Raw genomic sequence first — 13,158 nt, forward strand, 5'->3', positions numbered from 1 at the left:
CTGCCCCAGCAGCATGGGGACAGCGGGTCGCCGGGTCGGGGCTGTATCAGGGTATCCGCCTCAGCCCGGGCGATCTTCGAGCAGTTCGATTTCGACAAATGCGCATTCAAAGTCATTTGCATTGATGACATCGTGTTCGACCCCAATTTCGCGATAGTACGGCACGCCTCGGGTCATCTCTGCCATGATACGCTGCCCGTCGCCCAGGTCGATTTCCAGAGCCCCGTCGAATTGGGGAACAACGACATAATCATGGGCGTGGCGGTGCCAGCCGGTGTTGTCGCCGCGGTTTTTGAACCGCCATTCCGTGACCAGAACACGTTCGTTCCGTATCATCACGGTCGGAACCGCTGATCCTGCCTGTGTGCACATTTCGATGTCCTCCGTTGCTCGCCACAGACCATACTATCCGCCCCCAAACGGGTCGAAAGCGCCAGTTGTTCCTGCTGGGTCGTGCCAGGCGGGGCCGCCGCAAGGCCGGATAGAGTGTAAAGCCGCGGACCATTGCACCAGATTACGCCGGTGGAGCGGGTGTCAGATGCAACAAAAATCCCCCGACCGGTTGGGTCGGGGGTGTGCTGTTTCAACATTGACGCCGGTTCAACCCTGTGGCGTGTACCAGATTGGCGATGAATAGGCGCGTTCCTGATGGATCAGCTGCGCTTCTTCAGGGAGTTCGATGCCAAAACGGATTTTGTCATAGACAACCCAGCGTGGTGTGGGAATCTCCAGCACCCGCACATAGTAGAAAGCGCGCTCCTCTGGATCAAAGTCGGGATCGGTCCAGACGGCCGTCAGTTCAGAAGCACCGATCGTGTTGCTCCAGCTGGCCGTTTCCAGATCCACCGTATTGCCGACGGCAGGAACCTTGCCATCTGCGTCAGCTGTTCGCTCGCCCGACCAGACGACGTCATAGACTTTTTCCTCGAGCGAACCATCGGTGTTCATCCAGCCTTTGACGACCTGCATACGATCCAGGTTGGCACCGATCGGGTCCCGCAGGGCCACCAACATAAAGGTCGGGGCACCGTCACCGACGCGTTCGCGCAGATCGCCGCCCATTGGCACACCTTTTTCATAGCCTGCGACCGCTGGAGAGCGGGTGCGCAGGTCATCGTCGTTGAATTCCCAGCCGCCAAAGAAGCGCAGACCGATGCGCGGTCCGGTGGTGGCATAGGTTTCACGCCGCTTGAACGCATCATAGATCGCTTCGCGGGTGTTTTCGGTGGCCCAGACAGCCGTATAGCCCGAGGCGACCAGCTTGTGTCCGTCGATCTGACCCAGTTTGCTCTTTATGAAGGGGTGTTCGATCCGGGTGGGTGACGGTTCGACACTGACGGATTTGGAAAAGAAGTTTTCCTCCTCGGCGGTGGTCAGGCCGGTGTGGCTGTCGGTGGCACCGCCCAGACCGAATTTGTACGGGTTGGTCCCGAATTTGGCTTCCAGCGCCAGACCCTGCTTCAACGCTTCGCGGACGTATTCGCCCTTGAGCATTTCGTCGGTTTTCAGCTCGGTCAGGTCCAGATTTCCCACATCCCAGTTTTCGTAATCTGCGAATTCATCGTTGGGACTCAGGAAGGGATGCGCTTCGCCATCACCCTTGATCTGGGTGATCTCGTAATGCGGTTCCCATTTGGCGCGCTGCTCGACATAATCCTGATCGACGACCCCACCGTGATACGTGCCTTCGGTCGGGAACATCCAGCCATTGGACAGGTTGCCATTGTGCGAGAACGCGACCGCACGACCACCGGTTTTCTCCTGATAGGCCTCTAACCACTTGTACAGATCATGCGGATCGGTGCTGCCATAAGGTTCCTGGGTGACGGGTGGTACCATCTGCAACGCACGCGCTGCCCCATCGCGCAGCATCACATTGCGGTGCAGGTTGAACCCTTTGGGCACGCTGGTCCATTCAAAACCGATGAAGGCGCTGAAAGTGCCGGGCTCATTGTGATGTTCGGCCGCTTTGACGATTTTTTCCCAGGTAAAGGAATATGGATCGGCCCCCGGGCTATAGGATTCCAGCAACAGTTCAGGAAGCGTGCCCTGGGCAAAGTTGGTGATGAGGTCAAAGGCAGATTCACCTGCCGCGGCGCCCCCCTCCTTGTATCCTTCGTACCATTTGCGCCCTTTGGGATCGGCCAGCACGGCGGGTTTGCCAGCCTGCAGATCAGGCGCGAACCCCATCAGGTCAGTGTGGTCGGTCAGGACCATCCAATCCAGCGGCCGGCTGAGTTTGACAGGTTGGCCGGTGGACGATTTGATCTGTTCGCCCTTGGCAAACCGCCAGGCGTCATCCGGTCCCAGAATGTTGCCAAAGGCACCGGCGTCCAGCGACAGACCGGTGTGCAGATGTGTTTCGCCCCACAATGGCCGCGCTGGAAAGGTTCGATTGGCATAGGGTGAATATGGTTTTTCGGGAAATGTCCCTTCGGCGGCTTCGTGGGACGGGGTGACCTGAGCCTGGGCGCTATGCAGGCCCAGAACCAAAGGCACACACATAGCCGTTAACAGCAATCTCATTTCTACCTCCTATATGAATTTCTAATCTATCTCGGGTAACCGACATTATTTTTCGGTGTGTTATGGAATTAAATTATCGTGATTTTTGGTTTTTTCAAACGTTCATATTCTAAGTCGCGATTTTGATTGGTTTATCGGGGCGTTCGAGCCCAATTTGTTCGGGCCAATTAGATGGCTTGCGCGTCGGGGATTTCGGGCCTGGGGTCAATGTTTGACCGGATAAACCGGATTACAGATCGGTGTGAAACTCTTCGATCAGATGGCGGACCACGGCGGGGCCGGGTGCCTCACCGCGGGCCAGAGCAGTGGCATGGACCTGTCGTTGCCGGGTGGCGCTGGTGCCATTTCGGGCAATCCCAACCAGGGTTTCGATTTCCTGTTGGGTGCCCAAGGCTTCGGTATCTTCGGACAGAATGTCGCTCAACTCTTCCAGCAGGTCGACCTGGGGTTTGATCGACCTGTCGCCAAAATCAATCAACCCTTCGTCCACGCCATAGCGTTGTGCCCGCCAGCGGTTTTCACCGATCAGGAACCGATCATAGGCCCGCCAGCGCATGTTGCGGGCGCGCAGTCGTGACAACATGCGCACCAATGCCTGAACCAATGCCGCCAACGCCAGCGTGTGTTCCAACCGGGGTGAGACATCCATGATCCGGGTTTCCAGCGTCGGGAACCGATGGGATGGGCGCAGATCCCACCAGATCTTGGTGGTGTCTTCGATCACGCCCAGTTCGATCAACGTGCCGGTGGTGCGTTCATATTCCGCCCAGCTTTTGAAATCCGGCGGCAGGCCGGTGCGCGGCAGGTTGTCAAACACGGTCAACCGATAAGACGCCAACCCGGTGTCTTCGCCATTCCAATAGGGCGACGATGTGGACAGCGCCAACAGATGGGGCAGGAAATAGGCCAGCTGGGGCAACAGGTCGATACGGGCGGCCTGATCCTCGACCCCGACATGAACGTGCATGCCACAGATCAGCATCCGTCGCACGACGGACCCCAGAGCCGAACGCAGGTTGTCATAGCGATCCATCGGCGTGTGGTGCTGTTCTTTCCAATTGGCAAATGGGTGGCAGGAGACGGCAATGGGCGAAAGCCCGAATTGGGCTGCGCATTTCGAGATACCCGACCGCAGACGTTTCAGATCCTGGCGCGCGTCTTCAATGGTGGCGCAGACCCGGGTGCCGACTTCGATCTGGCACCGCAGGTATTCAGGGCTGACCTGGCCTTCCAGCTCGGCCCGGCAGGCCTGCATCAGCGCCTCGGGGGCTTCGGCCAGGTTTAGGCTGTCCTGGTCGACCAGCAGGTATTCTTCTTCGATGCCCAATGTAAGCGACGGCATGGAAATGGCCATGACGCAATCCTCCCCTGAATGGGATCAGTCTGACGCAACAGGATAAAAAGGCCAATGGTCGAATTGGCGCATGACGGGGGCCGGGCAAACACTCCAGCGCAGGAGGGTTTGATTTAAAACAAGTTCCAAATTTGGAATGTGTATTACCCCATGGGGATGTCGATTCAGGAGAAACAAATGAAATGTCGCCTATTCCCAATTCTTGCAGTTATCGCGATGGTCGTGACACTGGTCACGGCCGCACAGCCCGCGCAGGCGGGATCAGATACCCCCCGAGGGTTGTTTGTAAACCTGACCACCGATGACACATGGTCCGCTGCCAAAGCCATTATGTTCGCCCATCAGAAGTCGTTGAAGAACGGTCATGAAACAGCGATCTGGTTGAATGTGCGTGCCGTCTATCTGGCGGACAAGAAACGCCCAAGCCACGTTCACGGGTTGATGGCCGAACAGGGGATTTCGATCCAGGACATGTTGAGCGCCTTTATCGCCGACGGCGGAACGGTGATCATGTGTGGGGCATGTTCCAAGGCGGCAGGATTGACCCAGTTCGATTATATTGACGGCATCATCATGGGCAGTTGGCCGGTCGTCGAAGGATGGCTGTTCCGGGACGGGATGCAGACGCTCGCCTGGTAGGGGGCCGCTTGTCGCTGTGCCGTTTATCCCCAAGGCCCCCCGAAGCAGATGTTCCGGGGGGCTGATTAGGGTGTCAGCGGCGTTTGGTAGATTGCACGGCCCTGATGTGCTTTTTCAAAGACCGCGCCTCTGCTTTACGCTCGAGCATTGATTTGGCGTTAAAGGCCTCTTCGGCCACCAGTTTTTTCCACCGTTGCAGGCGGGCGTGATCAATTTCGCCCGCCGCCAGGGCTGCCTGTATGGCACAGCCGGGTTCAGTGTCATGGGCACAGTCGCGGAAACGGCAGCCATGGGCCAATTCGGTCAGATCGGCAAAAACGCTGGCGACGCCCTGATTGGCATCGGTCAGCTGCAGTTCGCGCATACCCGGCGTGTCCAGCACCATGCCGCCACCGGGCAATTGGTGCAACTGTCGCCGTGTCGTCGTGTGCCGACCTTTGGCATCATCTTCGCGAATGGCACCAGTTTCAGCCGAATTCTCGCCGGTCAGCGCATTGACCAAAGTGGATTTGCCCACCCCGGACGACCCGAGAAAGGCCAGGGTCTGACCCGGTTTGCGCCAATCGGCCAGCTGCGTTGCGACGTCCGCATCCTTGGCGTTCAGGGCCAGAACCACGATCTGATCAGAGATGGATTGGGCCTGTTGGACAAAGGTGGCGGGATCGACGCACAGGTCGGATTTGGTCAGCAGGATGACGGGTGTCACCTCTGCCTCGAACGCGAGAGCCACATAGCGTTCCAGCCGGGCGAGGTTGAAATCCTGATTGCACGACGACACGATAAACACGGTGTCCACATTGGCGGCAATCAGCTGAATACTGCGCCCGGTTCCAGGCGCGCGCCGTTTGATCAGGCTCTTGCGGTCCAGCGGTTCGCTTTTGGTCGGGGTTTCCAGATCCAGCAACAGCCAATCTCCGACCACCACGTCGGGCAACTGCGGGATCAGGGTGTCGATGCCATCGCCCAGTACATGCAACTGGGTGCGATGCGCCTCTATCACGCGGACGGGGGGCGTTTGTGTCAGCTGATCCAGGCTGGTCTGCTGCGAGAAATAGGCGCTCCAGCCAAGGGATTCCAGAAACGAAGGATCACGTTTGTTCAGATCGGTTGAGGATGAACCGGAGAAAAATTGGGAAAAGTCCCGTGTCATTGCGGTCTTCTTTCGATGTCCGGCCGCCGGACGGATCCGGGGCGGAAAGGCATTTTGGGGTTGGGTACAGCTCTCACATGCCCTGACCTGTGGGGGCAGGGGGAACATCTGTGATGGATCTGCAACGGGAGCGCACTGTGCCTCCCAACCTTACCGGGACATAAAATCTCCATTTATCGCAACAGGGATAGAACCGGGCTCCCGAGCTGTCAACACGCTCCCGCCGTTGCATGGGGGACAAGACTCCATCCGCAGGTGTGTATGACGGTGATTGAAAATCGAAATGACGAGATTGGCACATAGACCAGTTCGCGCGGGAAGCGGGCTTTTCACATCCGTGCAAGCCCCCCCAAAAAGCCGCCGTTCCAGAGGCGGACCTTAAAGTCTACGCTCCCAGTGGAGCTTACATGATCAATTGCCACGCTCTGGGGCCGGGATTGCAAGCAACCGACAGCAAATGATTTGCCAGGGTCCAGCTCATCCTGTTGCCGGTTTAATGTCGACCAACCTGGTTCCGTTCAGGCAATCGAGACCGCGAACACCGAGTCTACCATCCGCAATCCAGTGGATTGGCACAGTTGCAGCCGCAATAGGGTTGGGCCGGTGCGGGGAGCGAAGCGCGAAGGTTCCAACCTTTAGTCCGTCACCTCGCGCGCCACGGGTTTGGGTCACCAGAGAACGGTCTACCCCCTCGAACCAGTACAAAACCAATACTGACTGCCTTTCTCGAAGGCCATAAAGACCGTCAACGAATTCAGGATCAAGGATGATCTCGCACTCTGGTCCGTCTTTCTGAACATTGTTCGGACAATCCGCGAGCCTTTAAAACGGGGTTTAAATGTGACCAATAAAGCTGAGTTTGTGCATCTGTTGACTCCAGTTAATCATACTATACAGTATGATACTGAAATACTTGAACCCCTGTCAATTTCTTCATACTACTAAGGATGATCTCACAAAGCTGGCTGTTTCTACATGGGAAAGATGGAAGAACGAAGAGAGGCAAAACGCCTGTCGATCCTGACTGCGGCACGCGAAGAATTTCTGTCCGCAGGATATGAAGCCGCCAGCATGGATAGGATCGCGGCCTCGGCAAGCGTGACCAAACAAACGGTCTATCGCTATTTTCCATCAAAAATAGAGCTGTTCGAAGCTGCCGTTCGGTTCATTGGGGAATCGAGTACGGCCACTTTTGCGCGTCACTTGGAAAACCCCGACACAAAAGAGGCGTTGGTCGGTTTCGCAGAGGGATTTATCCGTTGGCACCTTGAAGACGAGCCTCTGAGGGTTTTCAGGCTGTTGGTTGCGGAAAGTGCAAAATCGCCAGAGATTGTCGAAACGTTTTTTGCGGCTGCACCCGACGAAACCGATGCGGTACTGACAAAGTTCTTTTCAGAGCGGCTGGGTATCGCGGACCCAGAGGGTCCGCTGCTTATGTGGACGTCAACGCTTTTGGCGTTTCGGGATAATGTCTTGTTAGGTCGGGAACGGCCAGATGATCAAAAAATCGCCTGGCTTGCCGAGGCCGCGACGCGGGTGCTGATCACGGAAATCGCCTGATCCATCGCTCTTCATGTCGCTGGCTGCGCCTGCTGGCGGCATACGAGAGCGTTGCTTTGAGCGATTTTATCTGCCGACTTTTCGTCGAAGTTTTCGACAACAGATGATTTGACTGATGGCCTGCTCAGGACGTTTTTGGACCATCTTTTGACGTTAGGCAAAACATCAAAGAGGTTCAGGTTGAACCTTTCATCCAGCATGGCAATGGTTCGCAAAACAGGCGCAAAAACCCCATCGACCAGGCCAAAGTCGTTGCCATTAAAGAACGGGTTTTCACCAATCAGGTCTTCAATGTCGCCCAGCTTGGCTCTCACCGCAGCTTTCTCAGCCTTAAATACACAAGGGTCGTCGGTGGTTTTCAGCGCATAGAGGTTATCAAGCAGAGCATAGCTTCGCGCTATCCACATGCGGTTCTGCGCTTTTAGGAATGCATCGTCCGGATAGAGGTCGCCGCCGGTTGTATCGTTGACAAACTCAATCATTGCAGCCGATTCAAACAGTGCTTTGCCGTCGATCAAAAGGAAAGGCGTTGCACCTTGCGGCGAGACTTCATTCACCCAGTCAGGGTTATTGCCTGGCTCGATATAGGTGACAGAGAAATCAGCTTTCTTTTCCATCAGGGCGATGATCGAAGGCTGGATGAACGGGCAGTAATCATAGCCCACGATTTTGAACTTGGTCATGGTGTCCTCTATTGTATTGGAGCTCGGGTTGAAGGGGCGTGAACTCCCCTGCGCGCGGGCGCTGATACCCGCGCGTCTTGTTGTTGGGGCGAACTAATAGGATTGCGGGCTGATGCCCGAGGCTTCAGTTTTCGCCCTTTGTGAGATGCAGCGTGTAGGCTGTGATGGTGATCAGGATAATTGCACCACCAGCAAGGCTGTTGGCCCCTGGAACCTCGGTAAAGAAGATATAGGCCCATATTGGGGCCAGAACGGTTTCAAGCATCAATGTCATAGACACCTCGGTTGCCGTGGCAAAGCGCGTCGCGACCATGGAAAGCACCCGTCCGAACGGAGCTGTAAGAAGGCCCATCGCCCCCATGATCAGCCACGTGTTCAAGCTGAAGGTGGAGGGTTCAGTGAAAAAGAACATCGTGGCCGCAAGCAGGAAGCCACCTGTGCCAACAGCGCCCATACGACTGACATCCGGAAACTTGCGCAAAAGTGTCATCATCAGTGCGAGACATGAAACCGCAAACACGGCCAACAAATCCCCGCGCCAGTTGCCGGTATCCGTAGAACCGGACACGACAACGGCAATACCTACAAATACCCCGACAATGGCGAACAGGGTTTGTTTGGACACTTTTTCACGCAGGAATATCCAGCTGAATACCGCTGCTATTGCCGGGGTTTTGCTGAAAATCAGAAATGTGTTGGCAACAGAGGTATTCTTGATGGCCGCCACCAACCCGCTGGCACTGCCCAACATAAGCACACCCGCGACAAGCAAAGGCCATCCGCTTTCGCACAACACCCGAAACAGACCGCGCTTGTCGTTCAGTTGAATGACGACAGCCATTGAGATCGCAGTGAACAGGCCAAAAAGAAACGAGGTTTCAGCCTCTTCGACCCCGGAGAACCGGATAAAGACCGGATCGAGGCTCATCAATGCCGCCCCAATGAGCGCAATTCCAATGCCCTTGAGGCGGACATTCTTGCCTGTTTGGATGTTTGTGACTTCAGACATAGTTTAGATCCTTCGCTACCAAAAGAGAGGCAACTGCGGCTGCCCAATTTATCATACTGGTAAGTGTGATAAATCGATCCGCGCAGGCCTGTCAATACAAATCATACTCAATAGTATGATTTGTATGGTGGCGCTACCGACAAGGCCTGTTTGACAGCAAACTGCCGTTGGTGGACATGCTGTATCGGGTAAGGTTGAGCTCAAAGAGACGAACACGGCCTGCACGAACGACGGCTTCAGGGTAGGCCTTCAGACTTTTCAATATCTGCTCCCTGCGCTTTTCTGACATTTGAGAGAGGCGCGGCTTCCCCTTGGGCTGTGGAGCGAGTTAGAAGGTCTGCTTTGGGCTGCCTGCAGCCATCCTTATCTGGTGCGGTGAACGGCAATAGGGAGCCTGAAACGGAAGCCAAAAAAAGGCCCCAGCTTTGCCGGGGCCTTTGTTCCACTGGGGCTTTCTTTAGTGGCAGGCAGGGCGGGTGCCAGGCAGCAGAACTTTGTCGATCACATGGATCACACCATTGTCGGCCTCGATATTTGCGATAATCACGTTGGCGCTTTCGCCGGTACCGTCGGCGATCGACACGCCAGACGAATCTTTGGTGACGCACAACCGCTCCGAAGCCAAGACTGGTTTAAAGTAGTTCGAACCGTTCGGGATCATCTCGGCGGTCAGTTTGCGGTCATCGACATGGTAAAGGAGGATATTGGTCAGCTGGCCTTTGTTCTCAGGCTCCAACAAAGTTTCCACGGTACCCTCAGGTAGCGCAGCAAAAGCGTCGTTCACGGGCGCATATACAGTGAACGGACCAGGGCCTTGCAGCGTCTCAACCAGGCCAGCAGCGCTGACTGCGGCCACAAGGGTCGAGAAACGCTCGTCGCCCGATGCTATTTCGACGATGTCAGCCGCGCTCGCGGCGGTACCCAATGTCATGGCGGTTGCCGCGATTGCGGCGAATTTGCGGATAGTTGTCATTTGAATGCCTTCCCTTTGTATTGAACATTTTCATTTGCATGTGGAAGGGATACGTACCCACGCCGAACTCAGATTTGCCCATCACGCCATTGTGAGAAATCGACATTCGATGCACTGATCTTCGCCAAAAATAACTGCGCTTTCTGAAACGTTCCGTGGACATGTTACAGACTCGTTCATCGAAAAACGGGCAATACCCAGCTGCAGCGTACCGCCACGCAGCGTAGGTCTGGTTTGTCGGCACACCGTACATTCGGCCAATTCGAGATCACGCAGCTGTAGCGAATGACCGCCAAGCGGGCTGCAATCGCAGCATGGTAGAACCGGGGGGAACATCGTCTTTGGGCTGCCCGCTCGACTTTGCAAAGCGCATTCGCTGCAGCGGGGGCGTCGTTTAGACAAAGTGCGGCGATCAATTGTATACGGACCAGGGGCACTCGGTCGTGGCTGCCTGGGGCGGAACAGCCGTCGTTTCCAAAGGTCGGAACCACGGCTCTGTCCCGCTAAACAACCAACTGAAACGAAATCACCCTCGCAGAATTCTGCGAGGGTGTTCTGTTTTGATCCCCAATGGAGAGAGCGGGTGCGCGGGTGCCTCGACAGTGTGGCAAGAGGCGGGCGGTTGCCCGCCCCGCCGCGCATATGTCAGCCCCAACGATCACGGGGACACAAGCGGTGGCTTATTCCATCACGGGGATGGAGAATTCGCCGCCTTCTTTGATGCCCGACGGCCAGCGGGCGGTCACGGTCTTGGTCCGGGTGTAGAATTTGAACGCATCCGGGCCGTGCTGGTTCAGGTCACCAAAGGACGATTTCTTCCAGCCGCCAAAGGTGTGATAGGCCAACGGCACAGGGATCGGAACGTTCACGCCGACCATGCCGATGTTGATCCGGTTGGCAAAGTCACGGGCTGCATCGCCATCGCGGGTATAGATCGCGGTGCCGTTGCCGTATTCGTGATCCATCGCCAGCGAAATGGCCTCTTCGTAGGACTGTGCGCGCACGGTGGTCAGAACCGGGCCAAAGATCTCCTGAGTGTAGATGTCCATGTCTTTGGTCGCGTGGTCAAACAGATGCGGACCAACAAAGAACCCGTCCTCATAGCCCTGCAGTTTGAAGTCACGCCCGTCTACCAGCAGCTTGGCACCCTGATCGATGCCGGTCTGAACCAGACGTTCGATGTTGGCTTTGGCGGCGGCGGTCACAACCGGACCGTAATCGACGTCGTTGCCAGCGGTGTAGGGGCCGACTTTCAGCGCTTCGACGCGTGGGATCAGCTTTTCCATCAGGCGATCAGCGGTTTCATCGCCAACCGGAACCGCAACCGAAATTGCCATGCAGCGTTCGCCGGCCGCACCGTAACCGGCACCAACCAGAGCGTCAGCTGCCTGATCCAGATCGGCGTCGGGCATGATGATCATGTGGTTCTTGGCACCGCCAAAACACTGGACGCGCTTGCCCTGGGCACAACCGGTGCCATAGATGTATTCGGCAATCGGGGTCGAGCCGACAAAGCCAACCGACTGGATCGTGTCATTGTACAGGATTGCGTCCACGGCTTCCTTGTCGCCATTGACGACCTGCAGGATGCCTTTGGGCAGACCGGCTTCTTCCATCAGTTCCGCCAGCATCAGAGGCACCGACGGGTCACGTTCGGACGGTTTCAGGATGAACGCGTTGCCGCAGGCGATGGCCGGGGCAAACATCCACATTGGGATCATGGCAGGGAAATTGAACGGGGTGATACCCGCGGTCACACCCAGGGCCTGACGCATGGAATACATGTCGATGCCGGGGCCGGCGCTGTCGGTGAATTCACCTTTCAGCAGTTCAGGCGCGCCGATGCAGTATTCGACAACTTCCAGACCGCGCTGTACGTCGCCAGCGGCGTCGGGCAGGGTTTTGCCGTGTTCGCGGCTCAGCGCTTCGGCCAGCTTGTCCATGTCGCGGTTCAGCAGCGAGACGAATTTCATCATCACACGGGCACGGCGCTGGGGGTTGACGGCAGCCCAGGCAGGTTGCGCAGCGGCAGCGATAGCCACGGCGTGCTCCATCTCTTCCTTGCTGGCCAGCGGTGTTTTTGCCTGCACTTCGCCAGTGGCGGGGTTGTAGACATCCGTGAAACGGCCAGACGTGCCTTTGACGTGTTCACCGTTGATATAATGGGTCAGTTCCTGCATCGGATCCTCCTCTAAAAATCCAGCATCAATTCCTGGCAAACCATAGGCTTGCAAAAAACGGTTGAACAGGGGCAAGATATCAAAAGGATTTTGCAAAAACGCACAGCGAAATAATTGGGGCAGTCAGGGAGATCGGAATGGAGCCGCATTGGGATGATATGAAAGTGTTTCTGGCCGTCGCACGGGAGTCCAGCCTGTCCGGGGCAGGGCGCATCCTGAAGATGGACCCTGCAACGGTCGGGCGGCGGATTGCACGGTTCGAAGGTGCAATGGAGACGTCCTTGTTTCTCAAGTCGCCGCAGGGATACGCCCTGAGCGCGGCGGGAGAACGTTTGTTGGTTCATGCAGAACAGGCGGAACAGGCGATGCGCGCCGCGTCCGAAGAGATGACCGGACCCAATGAAACGCTGGCCGGTCAGATCCGCATTGGTGCCCCGGACGGTAGCGCAAATTATATCCTGCCTCAGGTCTGTGCCAAGATCGGCGAAGCCAACCCAGATCTGGACATTCAGATTGTCGCCTTGCCCCGGGTGATCAACCTGTCACGGCGCGAGGCGGACATGGCGGTGACGGTCAGCGCGCCGACCGCCGGGCAACTGCTGGTCAAGAAAATCTGCGATTACAAGCTGCACATGGTTGCGTCGCGCCACTATCTGCGGGCGCACCAGGGCATTAATACCGTTGACGACCTCAAGGATCACCCGATGATCGGGTATATTCCCGACATGATTTTTGACAAGGAACTGGATTACCTCAGCGATCTGGGGATTGACCGTGTGGCGTTGGCGTCGAATTCGGTTTCTGTGCAGATCAGAATGCTGGCGCAGGGCACCGGAATCGGTGTGGCCCACGACTTTACATTGCCATCCCACCGTCCGCTCCGGAAAATCCTGGTCGATGATATCAGCCTGACGCGCAGTTTTTACCTGGTGCGCCACCAGGGGGACCAGCGCAGCGACCGTCTGAACCGGTTTGCCGACGCTTTTTCCGCTGGCATCCGCGACGAGGTGGCGCGGCTGGAAGCGATGACTTGACTTGCCCTGATATTGCGGCAACCCTTGGATAAAGGAAATAAAATTACGGA

The 13,158-nt window shown here is 56.5% G+C and carries 11 protein-coding genes and 1 pseudogene; 3 read left to right on the plus strand and 9 right to left on the minus strand.

Translation table 11 applies throughout. The features are described 5' to 3' along the window. Nucleotides 1-60: 60 nt before the first annotated feature. From QEZ52_RS09890 to QEZ52_RS09900, 3 genes are all read right to left on the minus strand, one after another. On the minus strand, nucleotides 61-372 hold the full coding sequence (locus QEZ52_RS09890) for a cupin domain-containing protein (RefSeq protein WP_406649977.1): 312 nt from the start codon (nucleotides 370-372) through the stop codon (nucleotides 61-63). A 228-nt stretch (nucleotides 373-600) separates the two neighbouring features. After that, the gene (locus QEZ52_RS09895) at nucleotides 601-2,526 is read right to left on the minus strand and encodes a DUF3604 domain-containing protein (protein WP_406649979.1); all 1,926 of its coding nucleotides are present in this window, start codon (nucleotides 2,524-2,526) and stop codon (nucleotides 601-603) included. 229 nt (nucleotides 2,527-2,755) lie between these two features. Then, on the minus strand, nucleotides 2,756-3,880 hold the full coding sequence (locus QEZ52_RS09900; RefSeq protein WP_406649982.1) for a carboxylate-amine ligase: 1,125 nt from the start codon (nucleotides 3,878-3,880) through the stop codon (nucleotides 2,756-2,758). A gap of 177 nt (nucleotides 3,881-4,057) precedes the next feature. On the opposite strand from QEZ52_RS09900, the gene QEZ52_RS09905 reads away from it, so the two are divergent. Next, nucleotides 4,058-4,519: a DsrE family protein gene (locus tag QEZ52_RS09905; RefSeq protein WP_406649985.1), complete on the plus strand. Its 462-nt coding sequence runs from the start codon at nucleotides 4,058-4,060 to the stop codon at nucleotides 4,517-4,519. 73 nt (nucleotides 4,520-4,592) lie between these two features. Here the strand turns inward: QEZ52_RS09905 and rsgA are convergent, their stop codons facing one another. Beyond that, nucleotides 4,593-5,669: a ribosome small subunit-dependent GTPase A gene (gene rsgA / locus QEZ52_RS09910; RefSeq protein WP_406649989.1), complete on the minus strand. Its 1,077-nt coding sequence runs from the start codon at nucleotides 5,667-5,669 to the stop codon at nucleotides 4,593-4,595. Nucleotides 5,670-6,146: 477 nt separating this feature from the next. Further along, nucleotides 6,147-6,443: pseudogene (locus QEZ52_RS09915) on the minus strand (TrmO family methyltransferase); the annotation flags it as partial. A 210-nt stretch (nucleotides 6,444-6,653) separates the two neighbouring features. Between QEZ52_RS09915 and QEZ52_RS09920 the strand changes: the two are divergent. After that, a complete protein-coding gene (locus tag QEZ52_RS09920; protein WP_406649991.1) occupies nucleotides 6,654-7,229 on the plus strand; it encodes a TetR/AcrR family transcriptional regulator in 576 nt (191 codons plus the stop codon). An 11-nt stretch (nucleotides 7,230-7,240) separates the two neighbouring features. On the opposite strand, the gene QEZ52_RS09925 is transcribed toward QEZ52_RS09920, so the two are convergent. The 4 genes from QEZ52_RS09925 to QEZ52_RS09940 form a co-directional block, all read right to left on the minus strand. Then, nucleotides 7,241-7,912 carry a glutathione S-transferase family protein gene (locus QEZ52_RS09925; protein ID WP_406649994.1) on the minus strand — a complete coding sequence of 224 codons (672 nt, stop codon included), beginning with the start codon at nucleotides 7,910-7,912 and terminating at the stop codon, nucleotides 7,241-7,243. A 124-nt stretch (nucleotides 7,913-8,036) separates the two neighbouring features. Next, nucleotides 8,037-8,921 (minus strand): DMT family transporter, encoded by an 885-nt coding sequence (locus QEZ52_RS09930; RefSeq protein WP_406649996.1) that lies wholly within the window; start codon nucleotides 8,919-8,921, stop codon nucleotides 8,037-8,039. 457 nt (nucleotides 8,922-9,378) lie between these two features. Beyond that, entirely contained in the window at nucleotides 9,379-9,894 is a 516-nt protein-coding gene (locus QEZ52_RS09935) for a fasciclin domain-containing protein (RefSeq protein ID WP_406649999.1), read from the minus strand. Between the two features lie 680 nt (nucleotides 9,895-10,574). Further along, on the minus strand, nucleotides 10,575-12,074 hold the full coding sequence (locus QEZ52_RS09940; protein ID WP_406650002.1) for a CoA-acylating methylmalonate-semialdehyde dehydrogenase: 1,500 nt from the start codon (nucleotides 12,072-12,074) through the stop codon (nucleotides 10,575-10,577). A 137-nt stretch (nucleotides 12,075-12,211) separates the two neighbouring features. Here QEZ52_RS09940 and QEZ52_RS09945 point away from each other — a divergent pair, with 137 nt between their 5' ends. After that, nucleotides 12,212-13,108 (plus strand): LysR family transcriptional regulator, encoded by an 897-nt coding sequence (locus tag QEZ52_RS09945; protein ID WP_406650006.1) that lies wholly within the window; start codon nucleotides 12,212-12,214, stop codon nucleotides 13,106-13,108. The last annotated feature ends 50 nt before the right edge of the window (nucleotides 13,109-13,158 follow it).

This window comes from Aliisedimentitalea scapharcae (genome assembly GCF_045277565.1).
GTDB lineage: Bacteria > Pseudomonadota > Alphaproteobacteria > Rhodobacterales > Rhodobacteraceae > Aliisedimentitalea > Aliisedimentitalea scapharcae.

Coding starts and splice junctions, on each gene's coding strand:
- QEZ52_RS09890 (WP_406649977.1), bottom strand. CDS start 372: ATGTGCACACAGGCAGGATCAGCGGTTCCGACCGTGATGATACGGAAC.
- QEZ52_RS09895 (WP_406649979.1), bottom strand. CDS start 2,526: ATGAGATTGCTGTTAACGGCTATGTGTGTGCCTTTGGTTCTGGGCCTG.
- QEZ52_RS09900 (WP_406649982.1), bottom strand. CDS start 3,880: ATGGCCATTTCCATGCCGTCGCTTACATTGGGCATCGAAGAAGAATAC.
- QEZ52_RS09905 (WP_406649985.1), top strand. CDS start 4,058: ATGAAATGTCGCCTATTCCCAATTCTTGCAGTTATCGCGATGGTCGTG.
- rsgA (WP_406649989.1), bottom strand. CDS start 5,669: ATGACACGGGACTTTTCCCAATTTTTCTCCGGTTCATCCTCAACCGAT.
- QEZ52_RS09920 (WP_406649991.1), top strand. CDS start 6,654: ATGGAAGAACGAAGAGAGGCAAAACGCCTGTCGATCCTGACTGCGGCA.
- QEZ52_RS09925 (WP_406649994.1), bottom strand. CDS start 7,912: ATGACCAAGTTCAAAATCGTGGGCTATGATTACTGCCCGTTCATCCAG.
- QEZ52_RS09930 (WP_406649996.1), bottom strand. CDS start 8,921: ATGTCTGAAGTCACAAACATCCAAACAGGCAAGAATGTCCGCCTCAAG.
- QEZ52_RS09935 (WP_406649999.1), bottom strand. CDS start 9,894: ATGACAACTATCCGCAAATTCGCCGCAATCGCGGCAACCGCCATGACA.
- QEZ52_RS09940 (WP_406650002.1), bottom strand. CDS start 12,074: ATGCAGGAACTGACCCATTATATCAACGGTGAACACGTCAAAGGCACG.
- QEZ52_RS09945 (WP_406650006.1), top strand. CDS start 12,212: ATGGAGCCGCATTGGGATGATATGAAAGTGTTTCTGGCCGTCGCACGG.